Origin of the sequence: Dyadobacter sp. NIV53, assembly GCF_019711195.1 — a bacterium.
Classification (GTDB): Bacteria; Bacteroidota; Bacteroidia; order Cytophagales; family Spirosomataceae; genus Dyadobacter.
This window is the reverse complement of the sequence record NZ_CP081299.1, coordinates 218846-240242: the sequence shown is the minus strand read 5'-3', so window position 1 is coordinate 240242 and position 21397 is coordinate 218846. Positions and strand designations below refer to the sequence as shown.

General features: G+C 39.0%; 17 protein-coding genes. 2 read left to right on the top strand and 15 right to left on the bottom strand.

The genetic code is table 11. The features are described 5' to 3' along the window. Window positions 1-46 precede the first annotated feature (46 nt). Complete coding sequence (locus tag KZC02_RS01070; protein ID WP_221392398.1) at window positions 47-697, top strand: response regulator transcription factor; 651 nt, start codon at window positions 47-49, stop codon at window positions 695-697. Window positions 698-767: 70 nt separating this feature from the next. Here KZC02_RS01070 and KZC02_RS01065 read toward each other — a convergent pair whose 3' ends face one another. Continuing rightward, entirely contained in the window at window positions 768-3716 is a 2949-nt protein-coding gene (locus tag KZC02_RS01065) for a two-component regulator propeller domain-containing protein (protein ID WP_221392397.1), read from the bottom strand. A gap of 743 nt (window positions 3717-4459) precedes the next feature. Here KZC02_RS01065 and KZC02_RS01060 point away from each other — a divergent pair. Further along, complete coding sequence (locus tag KZC02_RS01060; protein WP_221392396.1) at window positions 4460-6949, top strand: alpha/beta hydrolase-fold protein; 2490 nt, start codon at window positions 4460-4462, stop codon at window positions 6947-6949. 169 nt (window positions 6950-7118) lie between these two features. Here the strand turns inward: KZC02_RS01060 and KZC02_RS01055 are convergent, their stop codons facing one another. The 14 genes from KZC02_RS01055 to KZC02_RS31330 all read right to left on the bottom strand — a co-directional run bounded on the left by KZC02_RS01055 (window position 7119) and on the right by KZC02_RS31330 (window position 21378). Next, the gene (locus KZC02_RS01055; RefSeq protein ID WP_221392395.1) at window positions 7119-7943 is read right to left on the bottom strand and encodes an SDR family oxidoreductase; all 825 of its coding nucleotides are present in this window, start codon (window positions 7941-7943) and stop codon (window positions 7119-7121) included. Continuing rightward, a complete protein-coding gene (locus tag KZC02_RS01050; RefSeq protein WP_229253940.1) occupies window positions 7940-8143 on the bottom strand; it encodes a hypothetical protein in 204 nt (67 codons plus the stop codon). The genes KZC02_RS01055 and KZC02_RS01050 overlap by 4 nt, the downstream gene beginning before the upstream one ends. Window positions 8144-8345: 202 nt before the next feature. Beyond that, on the bottom strand, window positions 8346-10250 hold the full coding sequence (dnaK, locus tag KZC02_RS01045) for a molecular chaperone DnaK (RefSeq protein WP_221392393.1): 1905 nt from the start codon (window positions 10248-10250) through the stop codon (window positions 8346-8348). A gap of 283 nt (window positions 10251-10533) precedes the next feature. Continuing rightward, window positions 10534-12504 carry an alkaline phosphatase family protein gene (locus KZC02_RS01040; RefSeq protein ID WP_310590395.1) on the bottom strand — a complete coding sequence of 657 codons (1971 nt, stop codon included), beginning with the start codon at window positions 12502-12504 and terminating at the stop codon, window positions 10534-10536. Beyond that, a complete protein-coding gene (locus tag KZC02_RS32785) occupies window positions 12453-13073 on the bottom strand; it encodes an alkaline phosphatase family protein (protein WP_310590394.1) in 621 nt (206 codons plus the stop codon). Before KZC02_RS32785 ends, KZC02_RS01040 begins: the two co-directional genes overlap by 52 nt. A 223-nt stretch (window positions 13074-13296) precedes the next feature. After that, on the bottom strand, window positions 13297-13920 hold the full coding sequence (locus KZC02_RS01035; RefSeq protein WP_221392392.1) for a hypothetical protein: 624 nt from the start codon (window positions 13918-13920) through the stop codon (window positions 13297-13299). A gap of 109 nt (window positions 13921-14029) precedes the next feature. Then, a complete protein-coding gene (gene rplT, locus KZC02_RS01030; protein ID WP_221392391.1) occupies window positions 14030-14374 on the bottom strand; it encodes a 50S ribosomal protein L20 in 345 nt (114 codons plus the stop codon). A 106-nt stretch (window positions 14375-14480) separates the two neighbouring features. Beyond that, the gene (rpmI, locus tag KZC02_RS01025) at window positions 14481-14675 is read right to left on the bottom strand and encodes a 50S ribosomal protein L35 (protein ID WP_221392390.1); all 195 of its coding nucleotides are present in this window, start codon (window positions 14673-14675) and stop codon (window positions 14481-14483) included. 127 nt (window positions 14676-14802) lie between these two features. Continuing rightward, a complete protein-coding gene (gene infC, locus KZC02_RS01020; protein WP_221392389.1) occupies window positions 14803-15354 on the bottom strand; it encodes a translation initiation factor IF-3 in 552 nt (183 codons plus the stop codon). A gap of 113 nt (window positions 15355-15467) precedes the next feature. Further along, entirely contained in the window at window positions 15468-17411 is a 1944-nt protein-coding gene (gene thrS, locus KZC02_RS01015) for a threonine--tRNA ligase (RefSeq protein ID WP_221392388.1), read from the bottom strand. A gap of 149 nt (window positions 17412-17560) precedes the next feature. Continuing rightward, the gene (locus KZC02_RS01010) at window positions 17561-18757 is read right to left on the bottom strand and encodes a lipopolysaccharide assembly protein LapB (RefSeq protein ID WP_221392387.1); all 1197 of its coding nucleotides are present in this window, start codon (window positions 18755-18757) and stop codon (window positions 17561-17563) included. Window positions 18758-18830: 73 nt separating this feature from the next. Next, window positions 18831-19718 (bottom strand): class I SAM-dependent methyltransferase, encoded by an 888-nt coding sequence (locus KZC02_RS01005; RefSeq protein WP_221392386.1) that lies wholly within the window; start codon window positions 19716-19718, stop codon window positions 18831-18833. Window positions 19719-19855: 137 nt separating this feature from the next. After that, window positions 19856-20812 (bottom strand): hypothetical protein, encoded by a 957-nt coding sequence (locus tag KZC02_RS31335; protein ID WP_229253939.1) that lies wholly within the window; start codon window positions 20810-20812, stop codon window positions 19856-19858. Then, the gene (locus KZC02_RS31330) at window positions 20761-21378 is read right to left on the bottom strand and encodes a hypothetical protein (RefSeq protein WP_229253938.1); all 618 of its coding nucleotides are present in this window, start codon (window positions 21376-21378) and stop codon (window positions 20761-20763) included. Before KZC02_RS31330 ends, KZC02_RS31335 begins: the two co-directional genes overlap by 52 nt. Window positions 21379-21397 lie beyond the last annotated feature (19 nt).

Here is a 21397-nt window from a genome sequence, read left to right as displayed (position 1 = left end):
TGATATAAAAAAAAGCTTAATTGGAGACATATTTACTTTAAGTTACATGACAATCAAAAAAGCACGCATTATTTTAATAGATGATCATCAAATTGTACTCGATAGCCTTTCATGGTTATTGGCTTCATTTGATCAAATTGAAGTTGTAGGTAAATATACTAATGGAAAAGCTGCATTAAAACACTATCAGGAGCAAGGTGCTGATTTGTTAATATCAGATATGCGCATGCCTTCAATGAATGGTATTGAACTTTGTATTGAGGCACGTAAGATTAATTCTGATGCCAAAGTATTGATTCTCACCATGATTGAGGACGCAAAACAAATCAGGGAAGCCGTCAAGGTCGGCGTAAATGGTTATTTGCTGAAAATTGCAGATGGCGATGAACTGATGATAGCTATCCGCACTATTTTGGATGGGAAGAAGTACTTTAGTGATGAGGTTGTTATTGAACTTGCACTGGGAAAAAACGAAGCAAATGACTTATTACAAGGCACTTCTGCAAAGCTGACGCTCAGAGAAGTGGAAATTTTGAAACTTGTTGCAAAAGAGATGTCGACCAACGAAATAGCTGAAAAGTTATTTATAAGCGTACCTACGGTCGAAACGCACAGGCGCAATCTGATGCAGAAAATTGGGGCAAAAAGTGTTGTCGGACTAGTTCTGTTTGCTGTCAAACATGATCTTTTGGAATAAAATCTGACTTTTTTTTAATTTGAATTCAATAAACCAAAGTCTTAATTCTCGAATCCTGATTCCCAAATTTTCAATCACCAAGAGGTATCTCCATTATTAATGGAGATTCAGAGTTGATGGTGAGGCTTCCTCTTAGTTTTTCCAGACTTAAAAGCAGAGCCTTATCCATTTCGGGCCGTTGCGGATTGGCAATAGATATGACCAGGTTATTTGAATAGGTAAGAAATTTAATCTCACACTGATAAAGATTACAGGTTCTGGTCAGTTCCAGGAACAGATGTTTGTAAAAATTTAAAATTTCATGTCGTCTTTCTCCTGAGACCTGAAAAATCTGATTAACGGGAAGCGCCTCAAAATGATAATTTATTCCGGAAGGTTTTAAGTATATCAGAGCGTTTTTCTGAATGTATCCCCACAAACTTTCAGCATTATCCTGGCTGGAATCTGTCAGCCAGATTACTTCACTTATTTTTTCAGAAATGCCTTTTGAGACGTCCACAATTTTTTGAAGATATGAATCCGCATCTTCCCTTCTTGTTTGTGATAATGCAACCTGTCCCATTAGTTTCAGCCCGAACAGTTCTGAACCCAGGCTATCGTTGATATCCCGGGCAATACGGCTACGTTCTTTTTCGAGAAATATCCTTTTTTCAGACTCTATCATCTGAATGTGAAGTTTGTAATTCAGATAACTTCTGACTGTCAGAAATACAATAATTGCACAAATCGCTACAGCGAGTATAATAAACCACCAGTCCTGCCAGAAGGGAGGTAAAATTCTTATTTGTAATATTTTAACAGGCGAAACCCAATTTCCGCCAAGATCAGATGCCTGAAGCCTGAATTCGTAAGTACCTGCCGGCAAAAGTGCGTAGCGCACCTGGTTTAATGTCCCTGCATAAATGGTATCCTTATCATATCCTTTAAGAAAATAACGGAAACGATTTAACCCACCGCTGCGGTAATCAGTTGCAGTAAATTTCAGCGAAATTGTATTGCTTTCGTAAGGCAATTGTAATGAAGAGCGTTCCCCCACATAAGTTGAATCCTGTTTGGAATCTGGCCGGTCATATATTATTTCAGTTAGGTGTACACCAACATGTTCATTGCGAATTGTAAGCAGTTTTGGCTGTATAAGATCAAGACCACTGGTGCTTCCGAAATACAGGTTACCATTTTTGGTTACCATTGCAGCTCTCGAATTATATTCTCTCGGAGGTATCTCTTTAATAAATTCAAATCTTTCAGAATTAGGATTGAAACGGGTAAGTCCACGATTAGTACTTAGCCAAAACAGCCCGGAATTATCTTTTAATACGGAATATACGAATTCGTGATGCAGGCCATTTGTCACACCATAATTTTTAATCACTTTTCCTTCGTTCAGATTAAGCTTTACCAAACCCCGATCGGTACATGCCCAATAGAACTTACTGGAAGGCTCATGATAGATTTGCATGATATGCAGGTTTTCGACGTACTTCCTTTTGAACACTGGCTTATTATGCTGTATGGTAAAACCATTGATACCCCTGTATCTATCTGAAACATAAATCATACCTGAACCCTCATCCATATATGAGGCATATCCGCAAACCAGATTGGGATAGGAATGATCAATTATTTTGCCGGTATTGGTATCTAATGTTATAAGACCTTTATTTGTTGACAATAAAAGTAAGTCAGGACCCACTGAAATAATGGTTATAATTTCGCACAATACTGGTAGATTGATTTTTGTGAAACGGTCAGAATAAGGTTCATAAACGGCCAGACTATTCAATGTAGCAACCCAAATCCTGTTTTTGGGATCTTTTAAGATGTACCTTACAATATTGTCAGGCAGGCCATTTTCAATTGTATAATGTTTTATTTTGCCTGTTTTCGGCGTTAAACGATTAATTCCGCCCAACTCAGTACCAATCCATATACTGGAATCTTTATCTTCGGCCAGCCCACGAATGGAATAAGCACTTAAATTGTAATGAGGGTTTTTTCCAAAAGTATAAAATTTAAAAGCTGAGGAAACAGCTGTAATAATATCAAGTCCCTGCGGATCAGTGTTAGCAAACACATCATTGTTTTCATCAACGAAAATTTCACTTACCTCATTGAATTTAAGACTATTAACCACATCATCTTCGTGCCTGAGATGCTGTATTAGCTGCTCTTTTTCCGGATCAAAAATCAATATTCCATTGCCTTCGGTGGCCAGCCATAACATTCCGTTTTTATCTTCCTCAATATCAAGAATATGATGTCGCGTAATATTTAGGTTTTTGGAATAAATCTCAAACGTCTTACGGCTGTAATCAAACTTCATCAGACCTGTATTACTGCTTAGAAATAAGTTTCCGGCCTGATCAAAATTTATGCAATTAAAGGCTCTGGGTGTACCATAAACATTTTTTGAATGATCAGAAAAATAATGATAGATTTTTTTATCTCTGAGAGAAAATCTTTTTAAGCCATTATGTACACCAAGAATCCAGAAATCACCATCTGGTGATTCGGCCAAAAAATTATTGATTTGAGATTTATTATAGGCCAGTTCCTTTGTAAACAGTTTTACCTCATCGTTCTCAATGTAATAAAGCCCATTTTCGGATAATATCCAGATGTTCTTTTTCCGGTCGCTAAAAACATGTACTGATCTGTCAGCTGATAAGTTTTTCAGCCTTGGGCGAATGAATTTGTTCTGGTTCCTTACATATTTATAAAGCCCTTTGTGCGAACCGACCCACAGATCTGCATTACTGTCCTCTGCAATTCCCTGTACATTGGTTGATTCACCACTTGCACCTGATAAATAAACCTGAATATTCTTTCCGTCAAACCGATTGATTCCGTCCTGTGTTCCCAGCCAGAGAAATCCTCTTGAATCTTTGTGAATGTGATAAATGGAACCTTGCGACAAACCATCACCTATACCAATATGATTGAATTGATAGGAATTCTGGCTCTTACATGCCGTTCCTGCCAATAGTAATAGAATGATGATAGGGAAGATTTTTTGCATAGTAGGAGGGATCCTTGGAAAGACCTGTCGTTAAAAACGAGTTACCTGATATAAATATGCCTGTCTTATCGGTTTCTTCCAAACAAAAGGCATAAAATCATGGTTGGCAGTAGATGCATATCATGGTTTCCCATGACTTGCGTTAAAATTAAATTTCAGACATTTGAGTATCGAAAAGTTAGAACTAGTTGAGCGTTATATACACACAATATTTCTCAACACTCTTGTAGATATTTAAACCCTCCTCTCATTCACTCTTTTATTTGCAAACGTATTGCGAGTAAAAGAGTTGAGTGAAAGTGTTCAGGAAAAAAAGATTATTATCTCCGATTTATACTTAGTCAGTACGCATTCCCTCTTCTATCAGTTATTTATTAGCAATCTTCTGAATTTTACTTTTTAAGCTCATACCAATACCGTCTGTTGTAAAAGGTATGGACTCATACTTCAATTATTTTCCTAAATTCTTTTTTCTTAAAATCTTATACCAGGTACGCCCTAATTCCCAGCTTCCATTCATGTACAGCAAGACAAAATTAATATCATTTTTTTATTATTAATAAAATGAAAATTATTAGCTCAATATATTAAAATATTTTATAAATATAAGTAATTAAACATGAGTAAGTTATGATTTTTAAATTGAAAAGGACGATGTCTTAGTTTTAATTTAAGGTAAGTATGGACTATTTTAGAAGATGTATTTGATATAAAAGTGAATTTTATTTTACATCTGGCTATTTATGAAAAATTCTGCGTGCCTGTTTTTATTAATGCTAACCTTATTTATTACATCTTCCCGTGCTCAGACAACTTATTTCTTCGATAAGGGATTAGGCACGGGTCCTCTGCACCAATATGGCAGAGAAGCGCTTTATAAGGATGATCTGGCATTTAAGTTATATTCAGGTCAGTTAATTTCTCCTAAAGAAGGAAGTGTTGTTAAAAATGATGAAAAAGGTAATACTGTAAAATGGAATTTAATCAAAGCTGATTCTACGCATCGTTTCAGGGGAGATGGCTTTTCTAATGGCTATGTTTATCTGACCTATGAATCGAAAAAAGAGCAGGTTGTTTTACTCAATATTACCGGAAACGACATGGTTTATGTCAATGGTGTTCCGCGGGGAGGCGATGTCTACCGATATGGCTGGATGAATTTACCTGTTAAACTGAAAAAGGGTAAAAATGAATTTTATGTACGTGTTGCGCGCTTTGGCAGGTTTGGAGGTATTACAGCAAAATTGGTTTTTCCGGAAAAGCCAGTTTTGCTGAATACGGAAGATCTGACGATGCCGAATGCAGTGGCTGAGCTTAAAAACGATTCGCTATGGGTAGGGTTGGTTATAATAAATACTTCTTCACAACCATTGACCGGATTGACTGTTGTTTCTAATGTTTCCGATAAATCTGCTACAACTGCAATTCCGAATATTCCAGCATTGAGCACGCGAAAAGTTGGTATATTGGTAAATGGAAACAATGCTTTATCACCAGGTAAATATCCAGTCTCAGTAGTTCTTAACCAAAAAGGTAAGAGTATTGATACAAAAACGATCGAACTGGAAACCACAGCAGCTGAAAAACAATACAGCCGTACCTTTGTGAGCGAAATAGATGGCAGCGTGCAATATTATGCGGTTTCGCCAAACATTGGTAAAAAATCTGATGTTGCTCCTGCTTTGTTTTTTTCCGTTCATGGCGCTGAGGTGCAGGCTATTAGTCAGGCTAGAGCTTATAAACCGAAAGACTGGGGAGTAGTAGTTGCTCCTACAAACCGTCGTCCCCGAGGATTTAATTGGGAAGACTGGGGACGGCTTGATGCTTTGGAAGTGCTGGCCATTACTAAAAAACAATATTCACCTGATCCTTCCCGTATATATCTTACAGGTCATTCTATGGGTGGCCATGGAACCTGGTTTCTGGGCGCAACTTATCCGGAAAAATGGGCTGCAATCGCTCCGTCAGCTGGTTATCCTACTTTGTCTTCTTACGGTTCTCACGATGGTGTCATTCCTGATAGTGCGGGATCTCCCCTTGAGGAAATATTACTGCGTGCAAGTAATACAAGTAATGTTCTGGCTTTATCACAAAACTATAAAGGGCTGGGTGTTTATATTGCTCATGGCGATGCTGACAGAACTGTAAGTGTTGAATATGCCCGTCAGATGAAAAAATTGCTTTCCGGCTTTCACAACGATTTTAGTTATTATGAGCATATTGGTGGTGGACACTGGTACGGAGATATCAGTGTTGACTGGCCTCCGATCTTTAATTTTTTTAGCTGGCATTCTATTAAAAAGGATACTGCTTCCTACCATATTGATTTTACAACAGCTAATCCTGGCGTGTCCGGAAAAATGAAATGGGTGACTATTCAGCAACAAATATCACCGCTTAAATTCAGCAGGGTAATTTTGGATATGGATAAAGCTGAAAAGAAAATATCCGGGACTTCTGATAATATTGCTACATTTTCACTTGCGTTATCTGCTTTTGAAAAAGGAAGTACTGTTAAAATACAACTTGATAGCCTGCCACTTATCAATTACGAAGTAAAAAAGAAGGATGAAATTGTATTTCTTCGTAAAACTGATAAATGGGAAATTTCAGCTGAAATAAAAGTTACAGAAAAAAATATTGACAGAAATGGCACATTCAAAGACCCTTTCCGTAACCGGATGGTATTTGTATATGCAACTAACGGATCTGAGTTGGAAAACAGTTGGGCTATTAATAAGGCACGATACGATTCAGAAACCTGGTATTACAGAGGTAATGGTGCAGTTGATCTCGTATCGGATAAGAATTTCAACACAGCTGAGTATAAAGACCGGGGTGTAATTTTATACGGAAATGCAACTAACAATCTGGCGTGGGGTAAATTATTGTCTAAATGTCCGGTTCAGGTATCGGCTGGAAAAATCATAGCTGGTTCGAAAGAATTCACGGGAGATGATCTTGCTGCTTATTTCGTATGGCCAAGAGAAGACAGCAAAATTGCTTCAATCGCAGTGATCAGCGGAACAGGAAAAATAGGCATGCAGGCTGCAAATGCTAATCAGTATTTTGCAGGTGGAAGTGGTTTTCCCGATCTGATGATCTTTTCGGCAGCTATGTTACAAAATGGTTTTAAAGGCGTAAAGATGGCTGGCTTTTTTGGAAATGACTGGTCCATTGAAAAAGGTGAATTTGTCTTCGGTATGGAAGGTAAAACCGGGATAAACGAATAGCGCTTGATCCGGTCTGAATGGCTTTTGCGAGGCTGTTCGTTTAAACTATAAAATAATTTTTACTACGCCTTTCCGTTCAGCCCGCCTTCAGCAGTTCAGACCAAAAAAAACGCGCCGGGAATATCCTTGGCGCGTTTTTGCATTATTTGGTTTTTAGTTTCAAATATTATCAGCCATTATCCGCAAATTCCGGATAAAGGGTCATTCCTCCATCAATATATAATGTCTCGCCATTTACATAATCCGAGTCATCCGACACAAGAAATGCAACAGCTTTCGCAACATCCAGTGGAGTACCGATCCGTTTATAAGGTATAAGCTGAAGTAATCCTTTATACTTTTCAGGATCAGACCATACCTCCTTGTTAATAGTCGTCTTGATAGCTCCCGGACTTACAGAATTGACCCGTATTTTATGAGGTGCCAATTCCTGTGATATGGATTTCATAAACATCATAACACCACCCTTGGAAGCTGCATAATTAACATGGCCAGCCCAAGGAATAATATCATGTACAGAACTCATTAAGACAATTTTACCGATTGACAACTCGCTATGATCAGGTTCAGTTTTTGCTTTTTCCTGTGCTACAAACTGTCTGGCAGCTTCACGGCAACATAAAAACTGTCCGGTAAGATTAACATCGATCACTTTTTGCCATTTTTCCAGCGTCATTTCAAGAAAGGAAGAATCCTGCTGCAAACCTGCGTTGCTTACCAGAATATCCAATTTACCGAAAGTACTGATTGTCTGATTGAACATTGCCTTTACCTCTTCTTCATGGCTCACATCGGCTTTTACCAGAATGGCTGTACCGCCGCTTTCCGTTATTTCTTTAACAACCTTCTGGCCTTCTTCCAGATTTGATGCATAATTAACAACAACTTTTGCACCTAAACTTGCTAAGTAAATTGCACAGGACTTGCCAATTCCTGAGCTCGATCCTGTAACAATTGCAACCTGGCCTTGTAACTTTTGCTGGGCATCAATCATATTATTTCTTTATCAATGGACTTTAATTGTTTCCAAACAGAGCGGTTTACATTTTTAACGGCCCAGTTTTTTGCAATCAGAATTGCTTTTGATATTGCTTCACGAGGAGAAATTTTGTTTGTTTTTAACAACTCCTGAGCAATAGAAATTGCTTTTTCGCGGGTTGTAGGAGATAAATACATTAATTCTGGCAAAGCCATTCTAGCGTCCATAATTCGTTCGTATTTGATTGTTCAGTGTTTGGAATGTTGCAAATTTAATCCACTAACTAAAAACTTAATGCCAACCTTTTGTTCAGATATTTATGATGAGATTAACAGGAATTTACTCACTTTATTACGTTTTACTGTAAAAAAAATCCCCATCTATCAAAAGACAGGGATTTTTTTGTGGATGAATTACCTACTTAACCTCTTCGAAGTTAACATCAGTTACATCTTCTGCGCCTTCCTGTGCAGTTGCTTCACCTTGTGGGTTTGCACCTGTTGCACCCGGCTGGCCATCACCTCCCTGGGCATACATCTCCTGGGAAGCTGCCTGCCACGCGGTATTTAATTTTTCCATTGCAGTATCAATGCCTGACAAATCCTGGCTCTGATGAGCAGTTTTCAATTCGGCTAATGCACCTTCAATAGTTGACTTATTACCAGCTGACAGTTTATCACCAAATTCTTTCAGTTGTTTCTCAGTTGAGAAAATAAGGCTGTCCGCAGTGTTGATCTTTTCTATTTTTTCACGTTCTGCTTTATCTGAAGCTTCGTTGGCCTTAGCTTCTTCACGCATACGGTTAATTTCAGCATCAGTTAAACCGCTTGATGCCTCGATACGTATTTTTTGCTCCTTACCAGTTCCTTTATCCCTTGCAGACACGTGCAGGATTCCATTGGCATCTACATCAAAAGTTACTTCGATCTGAGGAGTACCACGTTGTGCCGGTGGAATATCTGACAAATGGAAACGGCCTAATGTACGGTTCTGATTTGCCAACGGACGTTCTCCCTGCAAAATATGGATTTCAACCGATGGCTGATTATCAGCAGCTGTTGAGAATGTTTCAGTTTTTTTCGAAGGAATTGTTGTATTTGCTTCGATCAGTTTGGTAGATACACCACCAAGCGTCTCAATACCCAATGAAAGAGGAATAACATCTAGCAAAAGAACGTCTTTTACTTCGCCTGTTAATACACCACCCTGAATAGCTGCTCCAACCGCAACCGCTTCGTCCGGATTGACACCTTTTGAAGGTTTTTTGCCAAAGAATTTTTCAACTTCTTCCTGAACACGTGGAATACGCGTAGATCCTCCAACAAGGATAATTTCGCTGATATCACTATTGGAATAACCTGCATTTTTCATAGCTCTTTTGCAAGGTTCCATCATTCTCTGGAACAAAGTATCAGCTAGTTGTTCAAATTTGGCTTTGGTAAGCGTACGAACAAGGTGCTTTGGAATACCATCAACAGGGAATATATATGGTAAGTTAATCTCAGTCTGAGAAGAACTTGAAAGTTCAACTTTTGCTTTTTCTGCTGCCTCTTTCAAACGTTGCAAAGCCATTGCATCTCTTCTAAGATCAACGCCTTCGTCTGTTTTAAATTCGTCTGCAAGCCAGTTTATAATAACCTGGTCAAAGTCATCACCACCAAGATGTGTATCACCGTCAGTAGATTTTACTTCAAAAACACCATCACCTAATTCAAGGATTGAAATATCGAAAGTACCGCCACCTAAGTCAAACACAGCGATTTTCATATCGATATGTTGCTTGTCAAGACCATAAGCAAGGGCTGCAGCGGTAGGTTCGTTAATAATACGTTTCACATCCAGACCTGCGATCTGACCGGCTTCTTTAGTAGCCTGACGTTCAGCATCATTGAAATAAGCCGGAACTGTAATAACCGCTTCTGTTACTTCCTGTCCTAAATAATCTTCAGCAGTTTGTCTCATTTTTTGCAAAATGAATGCCGAAACTTCTTGCGGAGTATATAAACGATCTCCAATAGGTATACGTGGAGTATTATTAGGGCCTTTTTCGACGCTGTAAGCAATGGTTTTCATTTCACTGGATACCTCATCATATTTTTTACCCATGAAACGTTTGATCGAACTTACCGTGTGCTTGGGATTGGTGATTGCCTGACGTTTTGCAGGCGCACCTATTTTACGTTCGCCGTTATCCATAAAGGCAACTACGGACGGGGTTGTACGAGCGCCTTCGCTATTTGCTATCACGACCGGTTCGTTACCTTCCATTACAGCTACGCAAGAGTTCGTAGTTCCTAAGTCTATGCCAATAATTTTTCCCATTTTTTTATTTTAAAAGTTAAGTATTATTTGATTTCTGTTTGTAAGACTGTTCAACGTGTCATTTTTAAACTGCCGTCTGTGTAGTTACTAAAAAGCCCGTACCACAATAAATCAGTTGCGTTTAGAAATGACAAAGTGTCAGTCAATAAATTTTCAATTTTAAAAAAAAGTTCTGTACGGAGCAGAAATACGATTTGAATAAGTAAAGGCTCTGGAATATCATTTCCAGAGCCTTTACTTATACTAAATTATTTGAATGAATATGGATTATAACAAATCAACGTTAAACTGATTGCCCCATGTAAGGATCACTTTGACTTTCTTTTCCTGTTTCAACATGACCCGCTAACCGCACCAGAAAATTTTCTGAGCCATCTATAGTAATGCTAAAGTCATACCAGTTAAAATTCTTTGCCAGATTGAGAATTATTACTGATTCTGTTGGTTCAGCGGATGATGTACTTAATGTTTTACGTTGATTTTCAGCCTTATATGCATTGTCTGTTATATTAATATTCAGCTTTTTATTTTTATCGTGGTATTTAATTTTTAAAAGAATATTACCAGTAGGTTTTTTTGCTTTATCAAGCTGATAATCAATCTCAAAACCTAATTTCGGTGTTTCACTGTTTCCCATGTATTCCCTGAAAAATCCATTTGGACCGTACAATGCAAGATGGTAATTCTGATCAGTAAAATCATTTAAATCCCAGCTATCTGTAAGTGCGTCTCCTGGCTTTACCGCATAATTCCTCACTTTTACATTCTCTTCTTTGTCTCCATAAGCATAAACAGCGAATGGAGCTCCCGCTGCTTGTTTGCCAAATATGCCATTTCCGGTTTTCAGTCTGACCTGAAATGCATTTTTGGCAGTATCCAGACTACCATCAGCATATAACTCGTAGGGCAGGGGACAAGCCGGACGAGTACCTTTTTCCTGTGATGGCATGACGGGGGAAGATATCGAGTCAACATTAATTTCGTCTATCTCCTTTTTTGTCAATGCTTTGTACCCGTTTGGTAATTTTTTAAACTGAGCATTAAAAATGCTTTCCATGAACTCAGTTCTTTCAACAAATTTCGGCAATGGAATTTCCTTGCCGTCGTATGGCTTAAAAGTGGATGTCAGGTCACCGCAAATTGTACGGCGCCATTCACTGATGTTCGTTTCCTTAATTTGTTTACCTGATTTATGGCTGACAAATTTTTCCAAGAATTGCAGGATTGACGTATGGTCAAAAACTTCGGAATTAACATTTCCACCTCGGTTCCAGGGAGAAGCAATGAGAAGAGGAACGCGATAACCCAAACCGATAGGACTTTCCCTGCTTTCTTTTTTCTCCTTTTTTGCCATGTCATGTTCCAGTGTGACATATTCCACTTTTGCATCAATCCCTTCTGAAACTAACCCGGAATTTTTCTGATATGGATTTGGAACTACAAAAGGAGGAACGTGGTCGAAATAGCCATCATTTTCGTCATAACACAATATGAAAATCGTTTTTTTCCAGACTTCCGGATTTTTGGTAAGAATATCCATCACCTCCGAAACATACCAGGCTCCATACCAGGGAGAAGTTGGATGATCGGAGAAGTTCTCAGGCGCAACCAACCAGGATACTGTTGGCAGTTTTTCATTTTTCACATCTGCCCTGAACTGATGTAAAATATCGCCCTGCGGTGCTTTTGCATGATTGATAATGTCACCATCATCATAATCGACCGTTGCCAAATGCCGGTAATCCGGATCATTCACATTGGTGGTAAATGCTTTTTGATGGATATTTTTTTCTCTTTGGGTAAGTTTTTCGAAATTTTCAGGGCTCCATCTGATCAGTTCATCCTGACTGATTTTAAGCGTTGCCTGTTTTTCTTTTAATATTTTTTCGACTTTTTCCGTTTCAGCATCATTTTTAGCCAATGCGCTTAATCTCTTTTCAGTCTCTGTTATTTCAAGTGGAAGTTTTTCAACCCGTGATTTTAAATATTTCTGATAGCCGGTGTAATACCTGATCTGGTATTGGCTAAACCATTCAATTGGATTATCGGTAAAGTTTGCAAGCCATGAATCTTGTTCCCCGGCTAACCCTGTATTGATGCTAAGCTCATTCTGGTAAATCTTCCAGGGAACGCCATTGTCTTCCAAACGTTCGGGGAATGTAGTCCAGGAAGCTTCATGATCATCGGAAACATTTTCGTTTCTTACATTGGCATATGATTCCGGATGTGGTTTTCTCTTACGGTTCCGGACCACAAATAAAGTCTGTTTGGAGTAGTACCGGTAAGTGAAGAACAAAAATTCTGGTCACAGACAGTAAATGAATCAGCAAGTGAATAATAGAATGGAATATCTTCCCGGCTGTAAAATCCCTGAGTAAGAGGCATTTTTTTGTAATCCTTATTTCCGGATTGTTTTGCAATAAGCCACTGGTCGTATTTTCCGTTATTTCTGGCATCCACCTGATTGGTCCAGGAATGCGGAAGAGATCCCATCCAAGTTGCACGGGACTCTTTAATATTGAGGCGGAAAGGTACATATGTTTCCCCGAATGCATTTGTTTGCAGCCAAACCAGATTTTTATTCGGCAACTTTATCGCACGCGGATCATTAAAACCTCTTACGCCCCGTAATGTACCATAGCAATGGTCAAAGGAGCGGTTTTCCTGCATAAGAATTACGACATGTTCAGCATCCAGATAAGTGCTTCCGGGTGCCGGATTTATGGCAAGTGCTTTTTGTATGGAAGCGGGTAAGGCATTGAAAAGACCTGCTCCGCCAGTTAGCATAGCCGCCTTTTTTATAAATTCTCTACGGGAGTCCATAATTGTTTAGGAATAATGGGTGTGTTATACATACACTTTATAGATACAAATGTACCATCCTTTTGTATTACTGATATGTTAAATAATGGTTAATGATGGTCCAGAAGTGTTAATCAGACATTTTCTTGAATAAGCAAATTTAAAACTAATGAAGTTATAACGAAAAACCGGCTGTCCCAATAAATGAAACAGCCGGTTTTATATTAATAAAGAAACATCTTTTTTATTTTCCAAAAAGACCGCCGAGCAGTCCGCCGAGATCCATTCCGCCACTTTGTTGTTGATTATTTGCCGCTGCAGAAGTATTTCCACCGCCCATCAGGCTACCTCCCATACGCATCAGATCGCTCATGTCCAGTTTTCCGTCTGCCATAGCATATCCGATTTGATTGAAGTCAAAACCGGAAGATTGCGCTTGATTAGCTGTACTGGAACCACCGCCAAGTAAACCACCAAGCATTCCGTTAAAGTCGATACTTGAATCACCGGGATTACTTATTTTGCTGATCAATCCACCAAGAACGCCAGGAAGAACCGAAGCAACAATTCCGCTGGCAGCACTGCTGTCCATACCAAACTTTTGCATGATTGCACTGATCGCTTTTGTGGCAATGGATGACACGATAGGATTATTCATCAGGCTTGATGATGAGGTTCCGCTATTACCAGAAAGTAGTCCCATAATGCCCTGTATATTGCCACTATGGACATGTTCCTGCAATCCGCCTGTAACAGAACCTAATAAGGTCTGCATCACGTCGTCATTTTTTTCGTTTGGAATGGCAGGATTTTGAACAATGGCTTCCTGTGAATTCTGTTGTATAAGGCCTAATAGCTGATCTAACATTGGATATTATTTTAAGTACGGTTAGTCTGACGATCCTTTACAGCAAAGGTAACATATTCATAATAGCCATACATAAAAAAATCCCGCCGGAAGTTGGCGGGATGCTGTTTTACTTTACCTGATCAACAATTGCTTTAAATGCATCCGGATGATTCATTGCCAGATCGGCAAGTACTTTCCGGTTGAGTTCTACACCCTTTGCACTAAGTTTGCCCATAAGAACTGAGTAAGATAATCCGTGGATACGTGCTCCTGCGTTGATACGCTGAATCCACAAAGCACGGAAATTACGTTTCTTCTGTTTACGGCCTTTGTATGCGTAAGCCAATGCACGTTCTACTGCATTTTTGGCAACTGTCCATACGTTTTTACGACGGCCAAAATAGCCTTTCGCTAATTTTAATACTTTTTTACGTCTTGCACGTGACGCAACATGATTTACTGAACGTGGCATAATTTAAACTGTTTTTGATGGTCGGCGCTCTGCTGAGACTTGAAAGCCTTCTATCGGGTTGAACAAAAAACCGGAATGGTATTTTAAATTTTATTGACTTTCGGAATTATTTTCCAAGCAAGGCCAATACTTGTTTGTGGTTAGACACATCAATAAGACCAGTTTTTACCAAACCAGCTTTACGCTTTTTTGATTTTTTGGTCAGGATGTGACTGTGAAACGCATGTTTACGTTTGATTTTTCCAGTACCTGTAAGCGAAAAACGCTTTTTGGCACCAGAATTGGTTTTCATTTTAGGCATAATACAAATAAGTAATAATTGAATAAATATAAAACAGCGCGCAAAATTAGTAAATTCTGGCTAAAACAAAAAACGTATTACAGATATAGAGTCTGCAATACGTTTTCCGGTAATATAACGGTATCTATTATTTCTTGGCAACAGCCGGTGCAAGAATAATCGTCATCCTTTTACCTTCCAGCTTTGGCTCCATTTCCAGTTTGCCGTAATCTGTTAAAGCCTCCGAAAATTTCTTCAAAAGATTAACTCCTCTTTCCTTAAACACAATAGTACGTCCTACAAAATGAACGTACGCTTTTACTTTCGAACCTTCTTTAAGGAAATTAATCGCATGCTTTAATTTAAAATCGAAATCGTGATCATCTGTATTCGGGCCGAACCTGATTTCTTTGATAACAACCTTCTGGGCCTTCGCCTTTATTTCTTTTTGCTTTTTCTTCTGCTCGTATTTAAACTTGGAATAGTCTACTACTTTACAAACCGGTGGAACCGCTGTTGGTGCAATTTCAACTAAATCAAGGTTTTGTGCTTTCGCTATTGCTCTTGCTGTATTGATATCTACAACACCTGCTTCAATATTTTCGCCTACCAGACGAACTTCTTTTGCAGTGATGCGTTCATTTATTTTATAAGGTTCTTCTACAACTCTGAAACGTCCACTTGGGGGTCTTAATGCCATATAACTTGGGATTGGTGATTTTTGGGTTTTTGGGTGAAAATCAAAAAAGTTAACATCGTTAGCACAAAAATAGTGCCTTCATGGCGGAATAATAAGTAAAAATAATAAAATGATCAAATTAATTTTGCTTCATTCTTAAAATAAGCCGCAAATTCCTCCACAGACATACTTCCAAGATCACCTTCTCCCTTCCTTCGGACAGATATTTTACCTTCTTCCATCTCTTTTTCACCGACAATAAGCATAAATGGGATTTTTGTAACTTCCGCATCACGAATTTTACGTCCTATCTTCTCATCACGGTTGTCTACAAATCCTCGGATATCCTGATCTTGTAATCTGGCAAATATCTCCTGTGCATAATCTCCGTATTTTTCAGAAATCGGAAGTATGGCAATTTGTTCAGGTGAAAGCCACAATGGAAATTGTCCGGCAGTACTTTCGATCAAAATCGCTATGAACCTTTCCATAGAACCAAAAGGTGCGCGGTGAATCATTACAGGTGTATGTTTCTGATTATCAGAGCCAGTATATTCGAGGCTGAAACGCTGCGGGAGCTGATAATCAACCTGAATCGTTCCAAGCTGCCATTTTCTTCCCAAAGCATCACGTACCATGAAGTCAAGTTTCGGGCCGTAAAAAGCCGCTTCACCCAATTCCGTTACTGTATTTAGTCCACGTTCCTGAGCAGCTTCAATAATTGCGTTTTCTGCACGTTCCCAATCTTCATCTTTTCCAATGTATTTTTGCTTGTCATTTGGATCACGAAGTGAGATTTGTGCACTATAATCGTCAAAGCCTAAGGACCTGAATACATAAAGAACGAGGTCTATTACACGTACGAATTCTTCTTTAACCTGGTCAGGCCGGCAGAAAATATGCGCATCATCCTGCGTAAATCCTCTTACCCGTGTAAGTCCATGTAATTCACCGCTTTGCTCATAACGATATACAGTCCCAAATTCCGAAAAGCGAAGTGGTAAGTCTTTGTAGGACCGTGGAGAAGTTTTGTAAATCTCACAATGATGCGGACAGTTCATCGGTTTCAGCAAATATTCCTCACCCGGATTTGGTGTTTTAATTGGCTGAAATGAGTCTTTTCCATACTTATCCCAGTGCCCGGAAGTCACATAAAGTTCTTTACTTCCAATATGCGGAGTAACAACTGGCAAATAACCGGCTCTGGATTGCGCCTTGCTCAAAAATGCCTGCAAACGTTCGCGCAGCATAGCACCTTTTGGCAGCCACAAAGGTAATCCCTGGCCAACTTTCTCCGAAAATGCAAACAATTCCAGTTCCTTACCCAAACGGCGATGATCCCGTTTTTTTGCTTCTTCCATCAATGTCACATACTCTTCCAATTCTTTTTGTTTTGGAAAAGTAATCCCGTAAATCCGGGTTAACATTTTGTTTTCCTGATTATTGCGCCAGTATGCCCCGGCAATATTTGTCAGCTTTACAGCCTTAATTATACTTGTATTTGGAATGTGGGGCCCACGGCACAAGTCAGTAAATGCACCTTGTTCATAAAGTGTTATAGAGCCGTCTTCAAGGCCATCAATTAATTCAAGCTTATATTCATCGCCTTTTTCAGTAAAAAAGTCAACAGCATCAGCTTTGCTTATTGGCTTACGGAGATATTCATTTTTCTGCCTGGCCAACTCAAGCATTTTAGCTTCAATCTTTGGAAAATCATCCTGTGAAATGGATTGTTCACCCAAGTCTACATCATAGTAGAAACCCTTTTCAATAGAAGGCCCTGTTCCAAATTTAATACCTGGATATAGCGATTCCAATGCCTCTGCAAGCAAATGCGCTGATGAATGCCAGAAAGTAGCTTTTCCTTCTTCGTCATTCCACGTGAGAAGTTTTACTAAAGAATCCTGCGTTATTTCACGTGACGGATCCCACACTTCACTATTCACCTTTGCAGCAATTACATTGCGGGCAAGGCCTTCACTAATACTTAAAGCGATGCCCATAGCAGTAATACCTTTTGGGTAAAACCGTTCGCTACCATCGGGCAGAGTAATTTTAATTTGAGACTCGTCTTTCATTCAAAGTTGTACTATGATCGTTATAGATTATTCGTTAACAGTAATTTAGTCTGTTATTTCTGATGGACCTTAAATTGGCCAGGTAAATAACAGTTTTATTTATCCGTCGACAAATTTTAGGTTAAATTAGAACCTGTAAAGTTGCAAATCTATTGAATTTTCGCTTTTCGTGACGAATCAACCTGCATATTTATACTTTTTCGCGGTTGTATCAGGTCGATTTTTACACGTGCGGTGTCCAGTAACTTGTATTGCCGCTCATCGGATTCACCGGAATAATAAGAAGGGTTGGTTTCCCGAACTCTGATCCTCCACAATCCGTTATGTGCATCCCTGTCGGCATCATTCATGTTCAGCGCTACGGTATAATATTCACGTGCCCTTGGATAGTCACCCGTTTTTTCATAGCAAAGCCCTATCATATTATTGATAAGCGGATAGTCAGGTTTTACCTTCTGCAATTGCTGCAACGATACAAGTGCTTTGTAATAATATCTTTGCTTAATTTCATAGGTTGCCATCTGGTATAGAGCCTCCGTATATTTAGGATTAAGAGAAACCGCTTTTTGATAATAAATAATAGCAGTATCAGGCTTGGCCAGGACATTATATAGCTCGCCTTTTTCAAAATAAAGCTCCGGCATATTCGGGAACCTTTTTATAGCCATATCATTAATAACCAGTGCCTGATCATAATTCAGTAGTTTCCTATTAATAATTGTACTCTGCAGATAGGCACGAAGCAAACGAGGATTTACATTCATCGCATAGCTTAAACTGGTCAGACTAGAAAGAGAATCACCCTGGCGGGCTTCCAGCATTCCTTTAACATAATAAGCAGATCCATCGTAAGGAGCCATTTGCATTGCCTGGTTCAGATATTTACCGGCCTCCCTGAATTTTCCTTTTACCTGTAAAATATCGGCCAGCAACACATACAGTTCAGGGCTGTTCTGCTGCAAAGCTTCGGCACGTTCGGCATCTTCCAATGCCAGATCCATTTCGCCAATCTCCCTGTTAATCTTACCTCTCAATAAAAAATATTCCCCAACATTTTCCTGTTCTTCAATCGCTTCGTTAATATCAGCCAATGCCTGCTTAAATTGCTCCTTGTCAAAATAGATCCTCGCTCTTTTGAAATAATTAGAGTTCTGGTCAATGTTGCGGTTAATCAGCTCGGTGAGAGATAATAAAGCGTCTTTTTCCAATTTTGCTTTTGTATTCTTTATTACGGGAGGAATACGCGTATTATTTCTGGCATCACTCTGGCAGGACTGTAAAATACAAGTCGTGGCCAAAATGATGAGGGAATAAAATATCGGGTATAAAATTCGGTTCACCTTCATGTAAGTTGCTGATCCGGTTTTATTTTATGCACTGTTTCAATCATATTACAAAATTGAACAATCTATTAATAATTTAGACACTCTGATCCGAAAATCGGGAAAATACTCCAAGTGGCAGCTTTTTTCCAAAAGAATCGGGAATGAAAAGTTCTCCAAATTCGTGATGGATCTGATCACCAAAATGTGCTTTGACCAGATTTTCGACAATAAGTGCAGAGAAACCTAATGAGTATAAATTGATGATAAAAAAGAAATTCTTCTTCTTCAATAACAAAGCGCACAACCTTAAAATTTCATTCAGGTTTTCTTCCAAAAGCCATTTTTCACCATCTGGCCCCCGGCCATATGCAGGAGGATCAAGAATTATTCCGTTGTACTGATTTCCTCTTCTTACTTCTCTCTGAACGAATTTAAGCGCATCTTCAACCACCCAGCGAATGTTATCAAGGCCGCTTAGCTCCATATTTTCACGAGACCAGTTAATCACTTGTTTCACAGAATCCACATGCGTAATATCTGCTCCGGCAGATTTTGCTGCCAGAGATGCAATCCCTGTATAGGCGAACAGGTTAAGTACGTTAGGCTTATCTTCCGGAATTTGTTTTAATTTTTTTGAAATGTAATCCCAATTCGTCGCCTGTTCTGGGAAAACACCTACATGTTTAAATGATGACAAGGCAAGTTTCGCTCTTAAATGAAGCGTGTTGGTCCGGTATTGAAATACCCATTTGTCGGGCATATCAGCTTTCGAAACCCATTGTCCCTTCTCTTGAGAATTTTTATCACGTTTAAAAGTAGCATTGGCACGTTTTTCCCATTCCTGTACTGATAAGGATTTATCCCAAATTGCCTGCGGTTCAGGACGGGAAAGTATATAAGGACCAAAGCGCTCCAGCTTTTCGAATCCACCGGAATCTATTAATTGATAATCAGTATGTTGGTCTGGTGAAAGTAGTAGCATCCGGGTAATTGTGAATTAAAAAATGTTTATTATAAATGGCGGATAATGAAAAAATTAATTAGCGGAAAGAGACACTAACTAATATCGCATACCACACAAAAAATATGAAATTCAAAGGAGGGCTAAAAGCAAACGGCTCAAAAAGATATTTTATTGAGGTAAAAGACATTACGGCGTCCTCTGGTCTGTGCGTCACCCGCAGCATTTACGATTCGCTGCTCGCCCCAGGCAAGGTAAAATTTATCGTACCAGTAATCTATATCATCTGTACTCGTTTTACGCACCTTGTCGCCTTCAATATTTGTCGAATTTGGAATTACTTTATTGTCGTCAATCACCTGGCTGTCTTTGATCACTTTACTTCTGACCGAACCATCATGGCTGTAAACCAGCTGTGTATTACCGTTTCTTGCTGACTGAACCTTTATTTTTTCGCGAAGATCCATACTTTTAACATGGTCGAAGCTGATACTGTTGTCCCATAAAAGTTTTCCATTCTGATCAACATCAGCAACAATTGCATGGGTATAAGTAAATCCATCAAATATTTGTTGATTGATACCACGTCCTCCGTACATAGGATTCCATAAGTAGGGATTGTACAAACCCATTCCAAATGGATAACCCATCATCCCGCCATATCCCAGGCCTCCCATCATATTCGGGCTTTGATAACGGTATTCAGGATAAAAAACCTCCGCAACCATCAGGAAATTGTTTCCTTTAGGCACTATGTCATGTACCAGCAAACGGTAATTTAATTTCAGGTCATCACCGCTTTCTTTCTTTTTCCGAATCCTTTTCTCCATTTTTTCCTGTTGACGATCGTCCATAAAATTGAAGAAATTCTTGAAATCCGTGAAGCTGTGGTAACGTGTAAAAATCAAATCGTTATTTACAATTTTGCTGATGTATAAACCCTGAGATGCTGCATTGCTGGAGCTTTGCATATTTCGGTAACCATATGTGCCAATTACCATACGCACAGAATCGTTCAAAACTTGTAAACGACCGCTAAGCAACGAATAATCGTCTTCCGGATCTACCGAAACCTGCGTGTAAAGTTCTCCTGTTTCTTCATAAGAACGTGCCACAATTTTAGTCTGCCTTCCTTTTTTACCGCAAAACAAACGTTGACAAGATGGTTAAGGGTGTCAACTTCAAGGGTTTGTATTGCATTGGAACCCTTAATCGCTGAGGGTAAAACGCGGGTTTGGGAAGTAGTAAGAACCGTATGAAGTAAAACCGGCTCATTGCGAACCATACCCGCCATAAATGCCGAATATCCCAGTGTCTTAAAATCAGTGATCTCAAAGCGATCCAGCGTGTTGATCGTGAAAGTTTCAACGAATCCGGGCCCAACGTTCACTTTCACGATTTGATATAACGAACTTCGGTACTTGCTGAATAACAAAAAAACCGATTGTCCATCATAAGAGGAAGCTATATAGTCAAGGTTATTTTCAACTGTGCCATCAATTGACCAGACCCTATTGAGTTCTGTATCAAACTTTTGAACATTAAAAGTACCTTTCTCTGGTTTTGAAATCAACAAAACCCCTTTTTCACCCAGGGGCATTGCCTGATATGGAGAATTATTGCCAACCAGTGGCAGCTCTATCCTTTTTACTACCTGGGCTGATGTTACTGATACATGCATGAAAAACACAATCAATAAC